Raw genomic sequence first — 18,258 nt, forward strand, 5'->3', positions numbered from 1 at the left:
GGCGGTTGCCCGGGGCCGGCACTGACCTGGTGGGCGCTGGCGCGGTGACGGTGGCCATCAGCTGTCCCGTCCGTAGCGGTCGATCGCGGCCGTGGCCTGGGCGTCCATCGAGGCGACCGCGTCCTGCGGGGAGCGCTCGCCGATCCAGCACACGTCCCGCTGCTGCTCGACGGCGAGCGTGATCTCGGGGAACGCCGTCAGGTTGGTGTCCACGAACAGTTCGGGGTCGTCGTCGAAGAGCACCCGGCGGAAGGAGTCGGTGTCGAACCAGTCGTCGGCGTCGGGACCGAGGAGGCTGTCGAGCATCTGGTCGGTGTCCACGTTCTGCAACGTGGGGATCTTGCCGCCGGGGGCCATGAACTGTGAGCCCTCCGTGATCCAGAACCGGACGAACTCCCAGGCGAGGTCATGCTTGGTCGACCTCGGATTGATCATCACGAAGTTGCCGAACACGCCGGTGTTCCAACTCCCGGTGTCGCTGGTCGGGATCGGCGCGGCGGCGGCCCGGAACTCGTGCGGGTAGTTGGTGGGGTCGTAGAGGTAGCGCAGGCTGAACGGCGCGGTGACCCAGAGGGCGAACTCCTCGGCGATGAACGCGTTCTGCTGGTAGGCCTCGAGTTGGCGCGCGAGCACCTCCGTCCACGGGAACAGCACCCCGTCGGAGATGAGGTCGCGGCCGCGGGTGTAGTGCTCCAGGAAGCGGGGGTCGGTGAAGTTGGAGGTGCCGTCGGACGTGAACCAGTAGTTCGGGCCGAGGCCGACCCGTGGGACGTCCGGCAGCTGATAGCTGCCGTAGGTGGTCGCCGTGGTCAGTGCGCGCGCCGTGTCGACGAACTCCTCGACGGTCCACTCGGTCGGCAGGTCGAGACCCGCCGCCTCCAACCGGTCGAGGTTGGCCACCACCATGTTCGGCTCCCGGGTGGTGGCCAGGGCGCTGACCCGCCCGTCCTGCCAGTACGCCTTCGGGGCCTCGGTGTCGAGGAACGGTTCGAGCTCCGGGTCGGACTCGACCCGGTCGGTGACGTCCAGGGCGAGCCCGGAACCGGCCCGCAGTGCCATCGACTCCATCGAGTAGGTGAAGTAGACGTCGATGTCCACGCCGCCCTGCAACGCGGTGTCCAGCTTGAGGTTGCCCCGGTCGTCGTTGATGAACCGCGTGTAGACCACGCTGTACTCCGGATGCGCGGCCTCGAACGCCTCCACCAGGGCGCCGGGCCCCGACTCGGGCGGCACTCCGCCCCAGACGTTCAGCGTCGTCGCCGGCGACGTCGACGTGCCCTGACCGCACGCGGTCAGGGCGCCGAGTGCGCCGAGCCCGAGCGCCCCGCCCATGACCTGGCGGCGGGTGGGACCGGTCGTACTCACCGGGTGTGCCTGACGCCGGTCGGGAGATCGACCGCCGGCGCGGTGCTGGTCATGACTACGAACACGCGATCTCCCTCGATCGGATCCTCCGGACGTGCAAGAAGTTACCGAGAGAATCGATCGCACGCAAGGGTCACGAAAATATCTTGCACACCTCGAACGGGTCGCGCAGGTTCGTCACAGACCGTCGTGGTCGTCCCAGTGCTCCTGCCAGCGCCAGTCGATGGGGTCGCTGACGCGTTGGTAGCGGATGTCCGTGGACAACCGCATCCGCCCGCCCGGATCCACGTTGTCCAGCGCCGCGTGGATGATGTGCGCGGAATGGACCATCACGTCGCCGGCGCGGTAGTCGGCCACCAGCCACCGTGCGTCGTGGGAGTGGGCCAGGCCGGGCAGGTCGGCCGTGATGGACGCCGCCGGCCGCTGCAGCCGGCCCTCCGCCTCCTCCCGGAGCACGGCCCGGTGCGAGCCCTCGAGGTAGGTGAGGCCGCCGAGCGTGGTCGGGCAGTCGCCGAGCGGGATCCACATCGACAGGACCCGGTCGGTGCCCTCGCGCAGGTAGACCAGGTCGTAGTGGGCCTGGGTCGCGGTGCCGACCCCGTTCTGGCCGGGCCTCGTGTGGCGCAGGATCTTGCGCCGGTGCAGGTGCACGTCGTCGCCGAGGAACCAGCGGAACCAGTCGGCCACGGTGGACGTGCGGCACAGGCGTTCGTAGTCCTCGGACGGCACGATGTGGCCGAAGAGGGCCCGACGGTAGCCCGCCTGGTCGATCGGGCCGGTCCCGGCGATGCCGTCCTCGGCGGGGGTACCGGGTCGCAGGACACCGGCGGGGGCGAGTGCGCCGAAGTAGAACCGGCGGAACGCCGCGATCTGCTCCGGCGGGATCTGGCCCCGAAGCAGCAGGTATCCCTGGCGGCGCAGGCGCAGCCACAGCGCCTCCCGGTCGTCGCGCTCGCGGTCGGGCGTCTCGGTGAGCGGTCCGAGCCGATCCGGACTTTCCTTCAGCACGTAGCCGTTCGACGTCAGCATCCAACGCACGCTAATCTGCGGCAAGCCCTGAGCCAATGGACGATCGGTCGTGCGACGCTTGGACTTTCGTGAGAAGCATCCCACGGGCGGCTGGCGTGTCTATCCGGCGGCTGAGCCGGTCCTGCGGGACAACGGGCTGAGCTGCCGTGGCGCCGGCGAGCAGCATGGCGCGCTGCGGCACACGAGCGAGCGGCGGCTGGCCACGCACGGCCTCGTGCTCGTCACCGAGGGGCGTGGCCGCTACGTCGACGATGCCCATCCGGCCGGTATCGAGGTGGTGGCCCCGGCCGTGATCTGGTTGTTCCCGGGGGTACGCCACGGTTACGGGCCCGACGGCGGTGGCTGGCGGGAGCACTGGGTGCTGTTCGAAGGGGTCGCCACCCGCGCCCTCGAGAGCTTCGGCGCGTGGGAGCGCACCGAGCCGGTGTGCGCTGCCGCGCCCGAGCTCGCCGAACGGGTCGCGCCGGTGTTCGCGCACCTGCGCCGCGTGCTCGCCGTTCCCGGCGGTCGCGGCGCGATGCTCGCCGCGGGCCTGAGCCAGCACCTGATCGCCGTCGTGGCGGAGTGCGCACCCGCTGCGCCCACGTGGCAACCGCCGGGCGTGCTCGAGTCCCTGACCGCGACCGCCCTGGTGCAGATGCCCGTCGAGCATCGCGCCCGCGCGCTGGGCCTGACCGAGGCGCAGTTGCGAGCGGCGGTACTGGGTGCCACCGGGCTCACCCCGCACGCGTTCGTGCTGGCCACCCGGCTCGAGCGGGCCCAGTCGCTGCTCGCCCGGACCGCGGCGGGCGTCGCGGAGGTCGCCCGCCAGGTGGGTTACGACGACCCCGCCTACTTCAGCCGGCTGTTCCACCGTCGGGTCGGCATGTCGCCGTCGGCGTTCCGGGAGCAGGAGTCCCGCCGCGCGCACCCGCCACGGCCCTGAGCGCCGTCGCCCCGGTGCGGAGGGGCCTCGCGGCGAAGTCGTGCGCGAATAGTCCTCGCGCCCTGCCGTGCGTGCCCTAACGTTCGCTCACCGGGCGCACGTACCGGCGCCACGAGTGGCCTCCTCAGAGAGCACGAGCATGAGCAACACTGCGCCCGACCGCGGGTTCGCGCCGCCCTACCCCACGATCACCGCGCCGACCGCACCGGCCCCCCACTGGACGTACGCGCAGCACCCGTATCCGCCGTCGGGCTTTCCCCCGCCGGCGCCGCCGGCACGTCACCGGGCCCTGAGCTGGCTCGTCCCGTGCCTGGTCGGGGTCGTCGCGCTCGTGATCGGCTTCACCGCCGGCGCCCTCGTCGGCCCGTTCGCGGGCCCGATGTCCGGGGCGTACGGCTCCGGGAACGACACCAGCCGCGAGCAGCCGGCGGCGCTCGGCACGTCGGTGACCCTGGTCAACGACCCGGGGGAGTGGGAGGTGAGCCTGGGCGAGCCCGACTACGGTGCCGACGCACGCGTGCTCGAGCATGACGACCTGAACGAGCCGGCGCCCGACGGGCTGTCCTACGTCGTCGTCCCGGTCACGGTGACCTACCACGGGCCGGACCGCGCGAACGCCGGGGCCGACCTGTGGGTCTCCTTCGTGGGGGCGGACGGGCGCTCCTACGACGAGGCCTCCCTCTACGCCTCGGACGCGTACGTCGAGGGCCCGGACTCGCTGTTCTACTACGGCGACCTGTACGACGGCGGATCGCTCACCGGGAACGTGACGCTCGCCATCCCCGAGGGTGCCGAGGCGGACGCGGCGTCGGTATGGCGGGTGGAGTCGATCTGGACCGCCGACGCCGCCTACTTCGCGGCCGGGTGACGGTGTGCGAGGCTACTCGTGGCGCCGCGCGCCCAGTTCGGCCAGGATCGCCGCGTCCACCGCGCGCCGGGAGTCCAGGTAGTGCTCGCGGTCGTAGCTGAACGTGGCGTACCCGAGGGTGCCCGCCTGGTCCACGAGCGCTCGCGCCGTGGCCTCGTCGGTCAGGTCGCGCAGCAGTTGGAGGGCGCGGTGGTCGTCCATGGCCTGGGCGAACACCCGGTACCGGATGCTCGGCCACGGCCGCCCGTCCGGCCCGGGGTAGACGACGAACGGGTCGCCGGCCGGGAACGCGCCGCCGGCGCACGTGTCGGTGAACGGGTCGATGGCGCGGGTCGAGTACTGCGCCGCCCAGAAGTTGAAGCCCCAGTGCAGGAAGCCCGGGGCGCCGGCCACGAACAGCTGCCGGCCGAGCACCCGGTTGCGTAGCGACGGCAGCCCGATGAACCGGTTCGCGACGTCACGGTGCTGGGACACGCAGTAGTACACCCACGGGCTCTGTCCGTGATCGAGGAACTCCTGCACGTGGTTCGTGGCCACGATCGGGGTGTCCACGGCGCCGGAGCTGGCGAACTCGTAGTCGCTCAACGCGTCCACGACCGTCGCGCCGGTGAGCAGGTCCTCGACCACGGCCCGGGCCGCCCGGTAGTCGGCCAGCATGTGTGCGCGCGGCTCGTCGCTGATGTGGAAGAGCACCCCGCCGTCCCAGTGCTCGGCCAGGTAGCCACGCAGTGCGGGCAGCAGCTGCGCCATCAGGTCGCGGTAGCGCGGGTCGGTGGCCGGCACGTCCCACCCGAACCGGCGCTCGGTGCCGGTCGGCGTGTCGACGTGGATCGCGGGCGTCGCCGTGGCGCCCCACTGCGTGAACAGGTGGGCGATCTCCAGGGTGGCGATCCCGTGCTTGCGGCACAGACCCAACCACCGACCCAGGAGGCCGAAGTCGAAGACGTGACCTCCGCCGTCGTCCACGATCCTGATCAGTTGCACGGGCGTGCGCTCGCCGCCCACCGCGGTGTCCAGCGGCGGCGTCCACGTCGGCGTGAGCACGGAGTTCACGCGCATCCGCGCGGCGGCGCCGAGGTAGGCGTCGAGCAGGTCCCAGTGCTCCTCGCTGAACACCGGGACGCGGTAGTACTCGGCCAGGCTGTCCGCGTGCAACCAGTGCGTGTTGACGATGTCCAGCGCGGGTAGCTCGACCGGGTGGATCACCACCTCGACCGAGGCCTCGAACAGGGTGGCACCGTCACCGTCGGTGACGCTCAGGTGCAGGTCGTGGCGCCCGGCGCGGGCCGGGTCGCTCACCTCGACGTCGAACCACAGGGACTGCCAGTGCCCGACGGCGGGGCTCACCGCGGTCCCGGGCGGCACCGGTCGTAGCAGGTCCGGGTAGAGGCCCGGGGCGTCGCGGAGGTACCCCTCGTCATGTCCGTCGAACGCCACCAGGTGGCACGGTACGAGCTCGACCGTGGCGACCTGGACGAGGTCGGCGAGCGGGCCGTGGACCCGTGGGTGCAGGCTGCCGAGCGCGGCCAGGCTCTCCGTGGCCGGCGGCAGGTACGCGAGCTGGACGGACAGCGTCTCGCCGAGGAACCCGGACAGCGGCACATCGGTCCTCATCGGCGCCGGGCGCTCGTCGCCGAACACCTTCTCCAACGTGTCGACGAGCTGGAACGTCCAGTCCGGGCGGGGGTGGGGACGGTCGGTCACGTGAGCTTCCTAGGGTCGCGGTGTTGCGTGGAGACTAACGGGCCCGCGAGCCCTGTGACCGCACGCGCGCGGGTGCCGTCCTCAACCGGGCGAGCCGGCAGGCACAGCTGGGGCGTCCCGGCGATCGCCGAGGATGGCGCCGATGGTCGCCAGCATGCCGCCGGCCACGGCCACGAATCCCGCGGGTCCACGCTGGATCAGGACGTAGCCTCCGGTCGCGCGACCCTGCTCGTCGACGCCGTCCCAGATGACCTCCGCGGTGGGCACGAGGACCAGAGCCAGCACCAGGATGAGGAGGCCGAGGCCCGCGAGCACCACCGGCCACGTGCGGGTGCGGCGCCAGACCAGCGCAGCCACGCCGCCGAGCGCGAGGAGGCCGGTGATGTACAGGCTGATGGTCGCGACGGGGTCCTCGCTGAAGTCCGGGTCCCCAAGGGTGGCGTTGCTGACCGTCCAGGGCAGGATCGCCGCGACCAGTGCGATCGCGAGCCCGCCGACGGCGAATACCAGCGCGGTCGTCGGTGCGCGCGACGGACGTCCGACCTGGTGATCCGGGTACGCCCGCATGCCGGGAGTCTAGGCAGGCAGCTGGGATGCGGCCCGCTCCCCGCGTGGGTGCCGCTGCCCATTGACGATCGCACCTGCCTTGCTGAGATCGCACCCTCGCGATGTGCGAGGTCGACGGCGCAGGTACTAGGTCGGCGGGGCGGCGGTCGGGTCTGCTCAGAGGATGGCGCCGGGGTTGAGCAGCCCCTTCGGGTCGAGCGCGTCCTTGATGGTCCGGTTCAGCCGGACCACGTCCTCGCCCACGTAGTCGCCGAGCCAGGCCTTCTTGGTCCGACCCACGCCGTGCTCGCCGGTGATGGTGCCGCCCAGCCGGATCGCCAGGTCCATCACCTCGCCGTAGGCGACCTCGGCCCGGGCGGCCTGGTCGGGGTCGTCCGGGTCGAACACCACGAGCGGGTGGGTGTTCCCGTCCCCGGCGTGGGCGATCACCGAGATGACCACGTCATGGCGGGTGGAGATGCCGGCGATCCCGGTGACCAGGGCGCCCAGCTCGGGCAACGGCACACCGACGTCGCCCAACAGCAGCCGGCCCTTGCTCTCGACGGCTGGGATCGCGCCGCGGCGGGCCGCGGTGTAGGTCTCACCCACCGCGGTGTCCGCGGTCACCAAAACCTCGTCCGCGCCGAGTTCCCGGCAGACGGCGGCGATCGCCTCGATCTCGCGGGTGGCCGTCTCGCCGGGTTGGTCCGACTGGGCGATCAGCATCGCCTGGGCGGTCCGGTCGAGGCCGTAGCCGTGCACGTCCTCGACGGCGTTGATCGCGACGTTGTCCATGAACTCGAGCATCGACGCGCGGGTGGTGCTGGCGATGGCGAGCACCGACCGGCAGGACGCGTCCAGGTCGGTGAACGTGGCGACCATCGTGGCCGACGGCGGCGGCTGCGGCACCAGGCGCAGCACGATCCGGGTGATGATCCCGAGCGTGCCCTCGCTCCCGACGAACAGTTTGGTCAGCGACAGCCCGGCGGCCTCCTTCAGGCGTGGGCCGCCGAGGTCGAGAGCGGTGCCGTCGGCGAGCACGACCGTCAGGCCGAGCACGTAGTCGGTCGTGACGCCGTACTTCACGCAGCACAGCCCGCCGGCGTTCGTGGCGACGTTACCGCCGATCGAGGAGAAGCCGATGCTCGCCGGGTCCGGCGGGTACCAGAGCCCGACGGCGGCCGCGGCCTCCTTGAGGTCGGCGTTGATCACGCCCGGCTCGACGAACGCCATCCGGGTCACCGGGTCGATCTCGACGTGCGTCATCTCCGCCATCGACACCACGAGCCCGCCCTCGACGGCGGACGCACCCCCGGACAGGCCCGAGCCCGCGCCGCGCGGCACGATCGGGATCCCGTTGGCCCCGGCGTACCGGACGACCTGTTGCACCTGTTCGGTGGTGTGCGGCAGCACCACGGCCATCGGCAGCCCGGCGCCGGGGTCGAGCGCTCGGTCCCAGCGGTGCGCCTCGCGCTCGTCGAGGGCGTGCAGCACCTTCACGCCGGGCAGTGCCCGGATCAGGTCGTCCACGCCGGGGACTCCTGGACTGTCAGTCACTGAGGTCTCTCCACTCCATCGTTCCCGGAAGCCGCCCAGCGTGTGAGGTCGTGGTCACGTGTGGAGCGTCGTCCCCACGCTAGCCGACCTCGGTGCGGGCACTTGCTCAGCACCAGGGACTCGGCAGAACCGGCATCAGAGACTCGGCAGGACCAGCGATGCCGATCGTCGCACCCCGGCGCGAGCGGTCGTCCTGAGACAAGGGGTGCCGACTCCGGAAGGCACGCGATCCGCCGTCCTGCCTACGAGGCGGACTCGCCGGTGGCAACGCCGATCCCGGTTAGGCTGGAGGCCGATCACGCCAGGAGGAAATTCATGAAGATCGCCATCGGGTCCGACAGTTCCGGAACCGCACTGAAGGATGAGGTCGTCGCACACCTGCAGGAGTCCGGCCACGAGGTGGTCGACGTCGGCTGGGACGGCTCGGGCGAGGCGGAGTACTCCGCCCACTACGCCAAGAAGGTCGCGCACCTGATCCGGGACTCCGAGGCCGACCGCGGCGTCCTGATCTGCGGCACCGGCATCGGGATCTCGATCTCGGCGAACAAGATCCGCGGGATCCGGGCGGCGGTGTGCTCCGAGCCGTTCACGGCGAAGCACACCCGCGAGCACAACGGCTCGCAGATCATCGCGTTCGGCGCGTTCGTGGTGGCCCCGGAGATGGCGTTCGCCATCACCGACGCGTTCCTCGGCGCCGAGTTCAAGGGTGGGATCTACCAGGACCGCTTCAACATCATCGCGGGTATCGAGGACGAGGAAGCCCGGGTCTGACGCCCCCTCGGTGCCGTCAACAGCCGGTCAGGCGCCGTCCGGGGCGGCGCTCGTGAGCCTCGCCCGCAGCTGGTCGGCGCTGGGATTGCGCAGCACCTGGTCGCCGACCAGCACCGTCGGCGTCAGTTCGTCGCCGTTGTTGAGCCGGCGGACCTCGGCGTTCGCGTCCTTGTCCGCCCACACGTTCACCCAGGTGATCCGGTCGTCGCCGCGCAGGTCATGGAGCAGCCGCTCGCAGTAGACGCAGCCGGGCTTCCAGAGCACGACGGCCTTGCCGCTGCCGAGTGTGTGCGCGGCGGCGCGCCATGGGGTGTGCCGGCCGCGCCGGGCGAGCAGCGCGACCAGGAACAGGCCGGCCACCGCGACGGCTCCGACGACCCACGGGTTCGCGTCGCCCTGGACCAACAGGACCAGGGCGACGACCACGGGCAGCAGCCCGAAGATGATCTGCTTGCGTCGTTCCGGGGCCACGGAACGAGATTAACCCGCCCACCCGCCGTCGGGTGCTACGGACCGAGCCGGGCGACCCGCGACACAATGGGTCCATGACCGACGCCGATGCCACAGGCCCCGCGACAGTCCGGTCCGTGGCCAGGGCCGCGGGCGTCTCGGTCGCCACTGTCAGCCGGGTGATGGCGGGCACCGGCGTGGTCAGCCCGGAGCGGACCGAGCGGGTCCTCGCGGCCGCCCGGCGGCTCGGCTACACGCCGTCCCCGATCGCCCGGAGCCTGGCCACCGGGACCTCGCGCCGCGTGGCCGTCGTGGTGCCGAACCTGTCCAACCCGTACTTCTACGACATCATCCGTGGGATCGGCCGGGCCAGCGCCGCCGACGGGTACACCATGACCGTCGCGGACTCCATGGAGGACGCCACCGCGGAGGCGGCGCTCGCCACCGACATGCTCGCCCAGGCCGACGCGCTCGTGCTCGTCGCCCCACGCGCGGACCGGGCCGTGCTCCGGGAGCTGCAGCGGTCCCGCCGGCCGGTGCTGATGCTGCTCGGCCCCAGGGCGGAGGCCGGGCTCCCGGACCTCGGTGTCGACAACCTCGGCGGGATGACCATGCTCTACCGGCACCTCGCCGAGATCGGCCACCGCCGCGTGGTCTACCTGTCCGGCCCGCCGGGGGCGTGGCAGAACCGGCGCCGGCTCGAGGCCGCCCGCCGCGCCGAGCGGTTCGGGGTGGAGGTCACCGTCCTGGAGGCGGGTGGCACCATCGCCGCCGGGCACGACGCGGCCGATGCCGCCCTGACCCACGGCCCGACGGCGATCGCATGCTTCAACGATCTCGTCGCCTTCGGGGTCCTGAACCGGCTCACCGAGCGCGGGATCGGCGTGCCGACGGATGTCTCGCTCACCGGTTTCGACGACATCGACTTCAGCGCCTACTCCTCACCGGCGCTCACCACGGTCCGCACGCCCCGGGAACGGTTGGGCAGCGAGGGCTGGCACACGCTGCGCAGGATGATCGACGGCGAGGCGGTCGACCCGGCACCGGAGGAACTGGCGGCCGAGCTCGTCGTCCGGGACTCGACCGGCTCGGTTCAGGCCAGCGCGTAGCCGCCGTCGACGGGAAGCGTGTGCCCGGTGACGAACCCGGCCGCCGGCGAGAGCAGGAACAGCGCCGGGCCGGTGACGTCCGCCGGTGCACCGAGGCGCTTCATCGGGGTGCGGCCGACGATGCGCTCGTGGTTCGCGGGCACCGCGAGCATCTGCGCGGTCATCTCGGTGCGGATGTAGCCGGGCGCGATCGCGTTGAGCCGGATGCCCTCCTCGCCCAGTTCCACCGCGAGCCCGGCGATCAGCTGGGACAGGCCGGCCTTGACCGAACCGTAGGGCACGATCCCGGCCAGCACCCGGTCCGCGGACATCGAGGACATGGCCAGCACCGAGCCCGGGCGGGTGCCGTCGCCGGTGCGGAGCGCCCCATGCAGGCCGCGCACCGTGCGGTAGAACGAGGAGAGGTTCACGTCGAGCAGCCGGGCCCAGTCCTCCTCTGCGATCTCGATGCCCGGGGTCCGCACCTGGATCCCGGCGGCCGTCACCAGGTGGGACAGTCCGTGCCCGTTCAGCCAGGCCGCGACCCGGTCGGGGAAGTCGGCGGCCGCGACGTCCGCGACGAGGCCCTCCGCGCCGGCCACCTCGGCGATCTCGGTCACCGCGGGCGAGCGGTCCACGAACAGCACCCGGGCGCCCTCCCGGTGCAGCGCGAGCGCGATGTCCTTGCCGATGCCGCTCGCGGCCCCGGTGACCACGGCCCGCTGGTCGGTGAAGTTCATTCGGCTGCCACGCGGGCCGCGGAGCGCGCCGCCTTCGCCGCGTAGAAGGCGTCCATCCGCTCGGCGAACTCGCCGCCCTGGAGCGTCTCCTCGGCCAGCTCGACCAGGGCCGCCTCGCTGGCGGCCAGCCCGTCGGCGAGCAGCTCGCGGTTGAGCCAGCGCTTGGACCGGGCCAGCGCGTCCGGCGCGGCCGCACGGACGCCGTCGAGCACCTGCGCCAGGGTGGCGTCGAGTTCGTCCTGCCCGACGGCGTAGGTCGCCAGACCGAGGTCCCTCGCCTCGGCGTGGCCGAGGGTGTCGCCGGCGAGCGCCATCCGGGCGCCGAGGCGGCGACTCGAGGTGGCCGGCATGGCGCCGAGATAGACGGTGGCCCAGACGCCGATCCTCGCCTCCGGCAGCGCGAAGGTGGCGTGCTCACCGGCGATCACGACATCGCTCCAGGTGACCAGTTCGACGCCGCCGCCCAGGGCGGCGCCCTCCACCACCGCGATCACGGGCAGCGGTGAGGCGGCGATCGCGTGGAACGTGGGCAGCATCCCGGTGACGAAATAGTCCTTGGCTCCGGTGACGCCGTCGAGGGAACTCATCGCGTCGATGTCGTTGCCGGCGCAGAAGGACCGCTCGTCGCCGCGCAGGACGATCGCGCGCTGGGTCGGGTCCTGCGATGCCGCGGTCACGGCCGCGCCGAGCGACTGCCACGCGGCGAGGTCCATCGAGTTGCGCTTGTGCGGGCGGTCGAACGTGATGACGGTGTGGTCGGCGTGGGCGGTGGCGGGCACGGTGCTCCTCGGGGACGGGTCGGGCTGGCGACGCTGGGTCAGGCGGGCAGGGCCACCGCGACCGGCGCGAACACCTCGGCGGGCATCGGCCTGATCTCGCCGATGACGGGCCGGAAGTCGAGGTGCGCGAGGATGTCGCGCTCGACGTCGATGCCGGGCGCCACCTCCGTCAGGGCGAGCCCACCCGGCGTGAGTTCGAAGACGCACCGCTCGGTGACATAGAGCGCGCGGCGGCCCTCGTCGGCCGCGAACGGCCCGGCGTAGGTGACCTGCTCGACCTCGGGGACGAACTTGGCGACCTCGCCCTCGGAGTCGATGACGAGTCGGCCGTCCTCGAGGTGGACGCGCAGGCCCTTGGCGCGGAAGGCCCCGCAGAACACGGCCGTGCGGGCGTTCTGGCTGATGTCGACGAACCCGCCCGGGCCCATCACCTTGCCGCCGAACGCGGACACGTTGACGTTGCCGCGGGCGTCCACCTGGGCCATGCCCAGGCAGGTGACGTCGATGATGCCGCCGGCGAAGATGTCGAACTGGGTCGCCGAACTCACTCGCGCCGAGGGGCCGCGGGACATGCCGAAGAGGTCGCCGAGCTCGGGCTCGCCGTCGTAGAGTCCCTGCTCGACGGCGAGCTGGACCGTGCCCAGGCGGCCCTGCTCGCGCAGCACCTTGGCCACGTCGGCGCTCATCCCGAAGCCGAGGTTGAGGACGTCGCCCGCGGCCACCTCCAGGGCGGCCCGGCGGGCGACCACGGCGCGGATCGGGTCCGTGATCGGCTCGGCGGCGACCCGGTCGGCGGGCACCGGGCTGAACAGCTCGGGGTCCTCCTCGGTGAGATAGGTCTGGGTCTGCGTCGGCTCGACGACCACGTAGTCCACCAGCGCCGCCGGCAGCAGCACCCGGCGCGGGTCGAGGCGGCCGGCGATGCGCCGCTTCACCTGCACGATCACGGTCCCCCCGCACCCCCGTGCCGCCTGGGCCGCCTCGAGGGCGTCGAGGATCGCGGGCTCGGCGTCCGCACCGATGTTGCCCAGCTCGTCCACCTCGGTGCCTCGCACCAGGGCGACGTCCACGTGCAGCGGCTTGTACCGCAGGTACTCCCGGCCGTCGAGCTCGAGGACCTCCACGAGCTCCTCGCGGGCGCTGGCGTTCGCCCGGCCGCCCTGGTGGCGGGGGTCGGCGAACGTGTGCAGCCCGGTCCGGGTCAGGTAGCCGGGCCGCCGGGCACCGGACTCGCGGAACAGATGCGTGATGACACCCGCCGGCAGCACGTAGGCCTCGATCTTGTTCTCGGCCGCGAGTCCCATCATCGCCGGGGACCAGGTCCAGTGGCCGCCGATCACCCGGGTGGTCATGCCCTCGTGGGCGAACCCGTTGATCCCGCGGGTGCCACGGTCGCCGACGCCGAGGGCGTGCACCAGGCGCAGGCCGTGCGGGGTTCCCTCGGCCAGGAAACGGCGCTCCACGGCGGCGATGAGCGCGTTCGGCTCGAGCTGACCGCCACCGTTCGCGGCGAGCGCGACGGTGTGGCCGTCCCGGACGTGCCGGGCGGCCTCGTCGGCGGTGACGAACTGGACTGGCATCGGGCGTGCCTCTCTCGCGTGACTACACCATTTGTAACCGGTTACAAATGGTGGTGTCAAGTAGGCCAGGCGCCGAGAGTGCTGTGGTGGCCACCCATTCCGCACTCTCGCGCGCGGGGACGGTCGCGTGAGAGTGCCGTGGTGGCCGCCATTTCAGCACTCTCGCGCGCGGGGGGCAGCCGGGGCGGCGCCGTGCGCGCCTCAGACCGGCGACCCGATGTACTTCTCCTCGAGGAACTCCTCGATGCCCTCGGCGCTGCCCTCGCGCCCGAGTCCCGACTGCTTCATGCCACCGAAGGGTGCGGCGGGATCGCTGAGGACGGCGCGGTTCACGCCGACCATGCCGGCGTCGATGGCGAGCGCGACCGTCATGGCCTCACCCGGTGGACCGTAGACGTAGGCGATGAGCCCGTAGATGGTGTCGTTGGCCATCCGGATCGCGTCCGCCACGTCGTCGAACGCGATCAGCGCGACCACCGGGCCGAAGATCTCGGTGCGGGTGATCTCGCTGCCGTGGGTGACGTCGGCGAGGACCGTGGGTGGATAGAACGCGCCCCCATCGCTTGCCCCGCCGCCGAGCACGACCCGCGCTCCGCCGTCGACCGCGGTATCGACGAGCGCGGCGACCTTGTCCCGCTCGGCCACCGAGACCAGAGCACCGAGGTCGTTCTCCGGGTCGTGGCCCGGCCCGGTCCGGACGTCGGCCATGGCGGCCGTGAGCTCGCTCGAGAACTCCTCGAGCACGCTGGTGTGGACGTAGAACCGGTTCGCCGCCGTGCACGCGGAGCCGCCGTTGCGCATCTTCGCGACCATCGCCCCGGCCACGGAGTCCTTGACGTCGGCTCCCTCGAGCACGACGAACGGCGCGTTCCCGCCGAGTTCCATGGAGGAGCTGATCACGTTGTCGGCCGCCTCGTGCAGAAGCAACCGGCCCACCTCGGTCGAGCCGGTGAAGGACAGTTTGCGCACGGCCGGATGGTGCAGCATCGCCCGCACGGCCGGCGCCGTGGGGGCGGGGGTCACGAGGTTGACCACGCCCGACGGCACGCCGGCGCGCTCGAGGACGCCGATCACGTAGGCCGCCGTCAGCGGCGTCTCGGACGCGGGCTTCAGCACCACGGTGCAGCCGGCGGCCAGCGCCGGTGCGATCTTGCGGGTGGCCATCGCGGCCGGGAAGTTCCACGGCGTGATCAGCACGCTCACGCCGATCGGCTGGCGGGTGACGGTGATGCGCTTGTCCCCGGCCGGTGACAGCCGGAAGTCACCACCGATGCGGACCGCCTCCTCGGCGAACCAGCGGAAGAACTCGCGGGCGTAGCGCGCCTCTGCCAGCGCATCGGCGTGGGCCTTGCCGTTCTCGCTGACGATGAGGTCGGTCATCGTCTGCTCCTCCGCCGCCAGGATCTCGTAGCAGCGTCGCAGCAGTTCCGACCGCTCGCGTGGCGGAGTGGCCGACCATGGCGGCAGAGCGCGCTCCGCCGCGGTGACGGCGTCGAGGCAGTCGCCGGAGGTGGCAACGGCGAACGTGGTCAGTTCGGAGCCGTCGGACGGGTCGATGACGGGGAAGCGGTGGTCCTGCGCCCCGGGCCGCCAGGTGCCGTCGATGAAGAGATCGTTCAGGTAGGTCATGGGGGTGCTCCCGCTCAGGTGTGGTCGCCGTGCCAGGCGGCGGTGACGATTCCGGGGATCCGGTCGATCGGGCCGGCGGCCGCGACGTTCCCGGCGAGCCGGCTGATGCTCGCCGCTCGTGCCGCGATGTCGGGCAGGTCCTCGGCACGGACGCCGAGTTCGGCGAGGCTCCCCGGGATCCCGATGTCGGCGACGATCTGCTCGATCCGGTCGATGGCGCCGAGCGCCGGGTCGTTGGCGGTCTCGGCGACGCCCAGCAGGGTGGCGATCCGGCGCAGTGCCGGGTCGATGTCCGGGCGGCACCCGCGCAGCACGTGGGGAAGCAGCAGACCGGTGCCGAGTCCGTGCGGGGTCTTCGTGAGGGCGCCGATCGGGTACTGGATCGCGTGTGACAGGTGAGTTCCGGCACTGCCGAAGGCCATCCCGGCCAGCAGGCTGCCGTAGGCCATCTCGGTCCGCGCGGCGTCATCATCGGGATCCGTGACCGCGCGGACCAGGTTCGCGGCGATGACGGAGATCGCCTCCTCGGCGAGGAGGCCCGCCAGCCGGTTCTGACCCACGAACACCGGCAGTTGTTCGGCCCATTCCGGAGTCCTGACCGCCGCCGTGTAGGACTCGATCGCGTGCACGAACGCATCGACGCCGGCGTGCGCGGTGACCGTCGCCGGTGCTCCGCGGGTCAGGGTCGGATCGACGACGGCGAACCGCGGGATCAGGTGGGGGCTCGAGATGCCGACCTTGAGATCCCGGCCCGGATCGGAGACGACGGCCACCGGCGTGACCTCCGATCCGGTACCGGCGGTGGTCGGCACGGCTATCACCGGCGTGAGGGGTCCGGGGACGGCGTTCTCGCCGTAGTAGTCACTGAGCGGGCCACCGTGACTGCGCACCAGCGCCACGAGCTTCGCCAGGTCGAGCGCGCTGCCGCCCCCGAACCCGATGATCACCTCGGGACCCCAGGCCGAGGCCGCGTCGGCCGCACGGTGTACCGAGTCGACCGGGAGTTCGGGCTCGACCTCGGTCCAGACCTGCAGGACCGCTCCGGTCCTCCGTAGCTCCTCGCAGGTGCGTTCGAACTGCGGGGTATCGGCCAGGAACGGGTCGCAGCACACGAACACACGCCGACCGAGCTCTAGAGCAAGTGGCGCGATCGCCGCCACGGCGCCGTTCCCGAAGTGGATCCGGTTCGGCAGTCGGAGCAGGCCGAAGCCGTCAGCGGGCGTCCGGGTGTGCGTCATGCGCTGTGCTCCTCGAGGAGTTCTTCGACGTCTCGCCAGACCTGCGGGTTGATCGGGATGCCATGCGTCAGCCGCTCGGCCCGGGTCGCCCGCGCCCGGTCGCCCGGCACCGTGACCGGCTCCGGACCGGTCCCGCTCGCGCGAACGTCGTCGAGGTAGGCCTCCACGAGGCGCAGGTGCGGGAGGCGCCCGATCCGGTCGAGGGAGATCGCGACGAAGATGTCGCCCTTCGTGGCGACATGCTCGACGTCAAGGGTGCCCTGCTTCCGAGGGCCGAACGCCGTCCCGGTGACGGTGCCGACGAGCACCTCCAGGGCGATCCCGAGGGCGTAGCCCTTGGCGCCGCCGAACGGCGAGAGGGCCCCGTCGGACGCCTCGACGGGATCCGTGACCGGTCTGCCCTCGCGATCGACGGCCCAGCCGAGCGGGATCGGCTGCGAGGTGGCGGCGTGGTCGAGGACCTTGCCCATCGAGACCGCCGCCGTCGACATGTCGAGCACGAGCGGCTCGCTCCCGGTCGGCACCGCGATGCCCACGGGGTTCGTGCCGAGCATCGGTCGGGCGCTGCCCCAGGGATGCACGAGCGCTTCACTGGTCGTCAGGGCGATGCCGATCTGGCCGGCCGCGGCGATGCGCTCCACGTACGGCGCGAGCATGCCCATGTGGTTCGCGTTGTGCACCGCGGCCAGAGCGATGCCACTCTCGCTAGCCCGTCGGGTGATCGCGTCGATCGCCACCGCCGCCACCGCGGGCCCGAAGCCCCGACCGCCGTCGACGCTCAGGAACGCGTCGCTGATCCACGTCGTACGCGGTGTGCCCCCGGACCGGATCAGCCCGTTGCGCAGGCGGCCGACCAGCACGGCGAGGCGCCGCACGCCGTGGGAGGGGTGGCCGCGGAGATCGCCCTCGACGAGGATGTCCGCCTGGTGGACAGCGTCGGCACGGGTGGCACCCTCACCGATCAGGATCTGGACCACGGCGTCGTGCAGACGATCTGCGCTCACGGCCACGTCGGTGCCGACGCTGTTCGTCGTCATAGGTATCCTCCTCGGTCACGTCTGGACCGATGATGACCATCACGGAAGGAAGCGGCTATGACCCGTCCCGAACAGCAGGACGCCAGCTCCTCGCTCGCCAAGGGCTTGTCCCTGCTCGACCTCTTCTCGGTGACCGACTTCGAGATCAGCATCAGCGAGATGGCCCGGACGTCGGGGATACCGAAGTCCACGACCCATCGGCTGGTGACGGATCTCGTGGCGTGGGGTGCCCTCGAGCGCGGCAGGAAGGGATACCGGCTCGGGGTGCGCATGTTCGAGCTGGGACACCTGGTGCCCGCGCAGCGGACCCTGCGGGAGGTGGCCCTCCCGTATGCGCACAACCTCAACGAGGTGACCGGCCTGACCTCGAACCTGGCCGTCCGGGACAAGCGCGAGATCATCTACCTAGAGAAGATCTCGCGCCGCGACCTGCTGGTCCCGCACTCGCGCCTCGGGGGCCGGCTGCCGTTGCACTGCACCGGTCTCGGCAAGGCGATCCTCGGCTTCAGCGACCACGACTTCGTGGAGTCGGTGTTGGGCGCACCCTTGACGAGGCTCTCGCCGAAGACCATCACCGATCCCACCTCCCTTCGCCGCGAGCTCGCGAGGGTGCGGGAGACCAAGGTCGCCTACGACGTCGAGGAGTCGCAGCCCGGCCTGTTCTGTGTGGCGGCACCGATCTTCGGGATGGGCAATCACCTGGTCGGAGCGATCTCCGTCACCGGTGCGACCGCGTTGTCCCAGGCCCAGCGTTACGCCTCCGCGGTGCGGATGACGGCGATGGCGATCTCCCGGGTACTGGGATCGAGACCCGGTCGTCCGGCATAGCGGGACGACCGCTTGATGCCTCTCGCCTTCCGCGCGATCGTCGGAGCCCATCGGGACGAGGACGTGGCCCGATGCCCGACGGCCTACCCCCCGGCCGCGGGCCTCGCGAGGGAGATGAGAGCGA

General features: G+C 71.7%; 17 protein-coding genes. 5 read left to right on the forward strand and 12 right to left on the reverse strand.

Annotated elements, in window-relative coordinates:
* Positions 1-57: 57 nt before the first annotated feature.
* Together EXU48_RS09355 and EXU48_RS09360 are read right to left on the reverse strand one after the other, a co-directional pair.
* Complete coding sequence (locus tag EXU48_RS09355) at positions 58-1,365, reverse strand: ABC transporter substrate-binding protein (RefSeq protein WP_235856932.1); 1,308 nt, start codon at positions 1,363-1,365, stop codon at positions 58-60.
* A gap of 177 nt (positions 1,366-1,542) precedes the next feature.
* The gene (locus tag EXU48_RS09360; protein WP_133107384.1) at positions 1,543-2,394 is read right to left on the reverse strand and encodes a phytanoyl-CoA dioxygenase family protein; all 852 of its coding nucleotides are present in this window, start codon (positions 2,392-2,394) and stop codon (positions 1,543-1,545) included.
* A gap of 49 nt (positions 2,395-2,443) precedes the next feature.
* Here EXU48_RS09360 and EXU48_RS09365 point away from each other — a divergent pair, with 49 nt between their 5' ends.
* Together EXU48_RS09365 and EXU48_RS09370 are read left to right on the forward strand one after the other, a co-directional pair.
* On the forward strand, positions 2,444-3,319 hold the full coding sequence (locus tag EXU48_RS09365; protein WP_133107385.1) for a helix-turn-helix transcriptional regulator: 876 nt from the start codon (positions 2,444-2,446) through the stop codon (positions 3,317-3,319).
* A 139-nt stretch (positions 3,320-3,458) separates the two neighbouring features.
* A complete protein-coding gene (locus tag EXU48_RS09370) occupies positions 3,459-4,187 on the forward strand; it encodes a hypothetical protein (RefSeq protein ID WP_133107386.1) in 729 nt (242 codons plus the stop codon).
* A gap of 12 nt (positions 4,188-4,199) precedes the next feature.
* Here the strand turns inward: EXU48_RS09370 and EXU48_RS09375 are convergent, their stop codons facing one another.
* The 3 genes from EXU48_RS09375 to EXU48_RS09385 form a co-directional block, all read right to left on the reverse strand.
* Positions 4,200-5,891: a DUF4091 domain-containing protein gene (locus EXU48_RS09375; RefSeq protein WP_235856933.1), complete on the reverse strand. Its 1,692-nt coding sequence runs from the start codon at positions 5,889-5,891 to the stop codon at positions 4,200-4,202.
* An 81-nt stretch (positions 5,892-5,972) separates the two neighbouring features.
* A complete protein-coding gene (locus EXU48_RS09380) occupies positions 5,973-6,458 on the reverse strand; it encodes a hypothetical protein (RefSeq protein WP_133107387.1) in 486 nt (161 codons plus the stop codon).
* 156 nt (positions 6,459-6,614) lie between these two features.
* On the reverse strand, positions 6,615-7,967 hold the full coding sequence (locus EXU48_RS09385) for an FAD-binding oxidoreductase (RefSeq protein ID WP_207947675.1): 1,353 nt from the start codon (positions 7,965-7,967) through the stop codon (positions 6,615-6,617).
* A 342-nt stretch (positions 7,968-8,309) separates the two neighbouring features.
* On the opposite strand from EXU48_RS09385, the gene rpiB reads away from it, so the two are divergent.
* Positions 8,310-8,765, forward strand: a complete 456-nt coding sequence (rpiB, locus tag EXU48_RS09390; protein WP_133107388.1) for a ribose 5-phosphate isomerase B — start codon at positions 8,310-8,312, stop codon at positions 8,763-8,765.
* Between the two features lie 27 nt (positions 8,766-8,792).
* On the opposite strand, the gene EXU48_RS09395 is transcribed toward rpiB, so the two are convergent.
* Positions 8,793-9,236 carry a glutaredoxin family protein gene (locus EXU48_RS09395; RefSeq protein ID WP_133107389.1) on the reverse strand — a complete coding sequence of 148 codons (444 nt, stop codon included), beginning with the start codon at positions 9,234-9,236 and terminating at the stop codon, positions 8,793-8,795.
* A gap of 74 nt (positions 9,237-9,310) precedes the next feature.
* Between EXU48_RS09395 and EXU48_RS09400 the strand changes: the two genes are divergently transcribed.
* On the forward strand, positions 9,311-10,324 hold the full coding sequence (locus tag EXU48_RS09400) for a LacI family DNA-binding transcriptional regulator (RefSeq protein WP_133107390.1): 1,014 nt from the start codon (positions 9,311-9,313) through the stop codon (positions 10,322-10,324).
* On the opposite strand, the gene EXU48_RS09405 is transcribed toward EXU48_RS09400, so the two are convergent.
* The 6 genes from EXU48_RS09405 to EXU48_RS09430 form a co-directional block, all read right to left on the reverse strand.
* Entirely contained in the window at positions 10,309-11,043 is a 735-nt protein-coding gene (locus EXU48_RS09405) for an SDR family NAD(P)-dependent oxidoreductase (protein ID WP_133107391.1), read from the reverse strand. The two genes, EXU48_RS09400 and EXU48_RS09405, sit on opposite strands and share 16 nt — an antisense overlap.
* Positions 11,040-11,822, reverse strand: a complete 783-nt coding sequence (locus EXU48_RS09410; protein ID WP_133107392.1) for an enoyl-CoA hydratase/isomerase family protein — start codon at positions 11,820-11,822, stop codon at positions 11,040-11,042. Before EXU48_RS09410 ends, EXU48_RS09405 begins: the two co-directional genes overlap by 4 nt.
* 38 nt (positions 11,823-11,860) lie before the next feature.
* On the reverse strand, positions 11,861-13,402 hold the full coding sequence (locus tag EXU48_RS09415; protein ID WP_133107393.1) for an acyl CoA:acetate/3-ketoacid CoA transferase: 1,542 nt from the start codon (positions 13,400-13,402) through the stop codon (positions 11,861-11,863).
* A 201-nt stretch (positions 13,403-13,603) separates the two neighbouring features.
* Positions 13,604-15,031: an NAD-dependent succinate-semialdehyde dehydrogenase gene (locus tag EXU48_RS09420; protein WP_133107394.1), complete on the reverse strand. Its 1,428-nt coding sequence runs from the start codon at positions 15,029-15,031 to the stop codon at positions 13,604-13,606.
* Between the two features lie 14 nt (positions 15,032-15,045).
* A complete protein-coding gene (locus EXU48_RS09425; RefSeq protein WP_133107395.1) occupies positions 15,046-16,269 on the reverse strand; it encodes an iron-containing alcohol dehydrogenase in 1,224 nt (407 codons plus the stop codon).
* Positions 16,266-17,306 (reverse strand): Ldh family oxidoreductase, encoded by a 1,041-nt coding sequence (locus EXU48_RS09430; RefSeq protein WP_133107396.1) that lies wholly within the window; start codon positions 17,304-17,306, stop codon positions 16,266-16,268. Before EXU48_RS09430 ends, EXU48_RS09425 begins: the two co-directional genes overlap by 4 nt.
* Before the next feature lie 57 nt (positions 17,307-17,363).
* On the opposite strand from EXU48_RS09430, the gene EXU48_RS09435 reads away from it, so the two are divergent.
* Positions 17,364-18,134: an IclR family transcriptional regulator gene (locus EXU48_RS09435; protein ID WP_133107397.1), complete on the forward strand. Its 771-nt coding sequence runs from the start codon at positions 17,364-17,366 to the stop codon at positions 18,132-18,134.
* Positions 18,135-18,258 lie beyond the last annotated feature (124 nt).

The organism is Occultella glacieicola (assembly GCF_004353825.1).
GTDB classification, from domain to species: domain Bacteria; phylum Actinomycetota; class Actinomycetes; order Actinomycetales; family Beutenbergiaceae; genus Occultella; species Occultella glacieicola.

Excerpts from the sequence above, each read along its gene's own strand:
- EXU48_RS09430 (WP_133107396.1), bottom strand. The coding sequence starts at position 17,306 with ATGACGACGAACAGCGTCGGCACCGACGTGGCCGTGAGCGCAGATCGT.
- EXU48_RS09360 (WP_133107384.1), bottom strand. The coding sequence starts at position 2,394 with ATGCTGACGTCGAACGGCTACGTGCTGAAGGAAAGTCCGGATCGGCTC.
- EXU48_RS09405 (WP_133107391.1), bottom strand. The coding sequence starts at position 11,043 with ATGAACTTCACCGACCAGCGGGCCGTGGTCACCGGGGCCGCGAGCGGC.
- EXU48_RS09400 (WP_133107390.1), top strand. The coding sequence starts at position 9,311 with ATGACCGACGCCGATGCCACAGGCCCCGCGACAGTCCGGTCCGTGGCC.
- EXU48_RS09435 (WP_133107397.1), top strand. The coding sequence starts at position 17,364 with ATGACCCGTCCCGAACAGCAGGACGCCAGCTCCTCGCTCGCCAAGGGC.
- EXU48_RS09370 (WP_133107386.1), top strand. The coding sequence starts at position 3,459 with ATGAGCAACACTGCGCCCGACCGCGGGTTCGCGCCGCCCTACCCCACG.
- EXU48_RS09425 (WP_133107395.1), bottom strand. The coding sequence starts at position 16,269 with ATGACGCACACCCGGACGCCCGCTGACGGCTTCGGCCTGCTCCGACTG.
- EXU48_RS09420 (WP_133107394.1), bottom strand. The coding sequence starts at position 15,031 with ATGACCTACCTGAACGATCTCTTCATCGACGGCACCTGGCGGCCCGGG.
- rpiB (WP_133107388.1), top strand. The coding sequence starts at position 8,310 with ATGAAGATCGCCATCGGGTCCGACAGTTCCGGAACCGCACTGAAGGAT.
- EXU48_RS09415 (WP_133107393.1), bottom strand. The coding sequence starts at position 13,402 with ATGCCAGTCCAGTTCGTCACCGCCGACGAGGCCGCCCGGCACGTCCGG.
- EXU48_RS09380 (WP_133107387.1), bottom strand. The coding sequence starts at position 6,458 with ATGCGGGCGTACCCGGATCACCAGGTCGGACGTCCGTCGCGCGCACCG.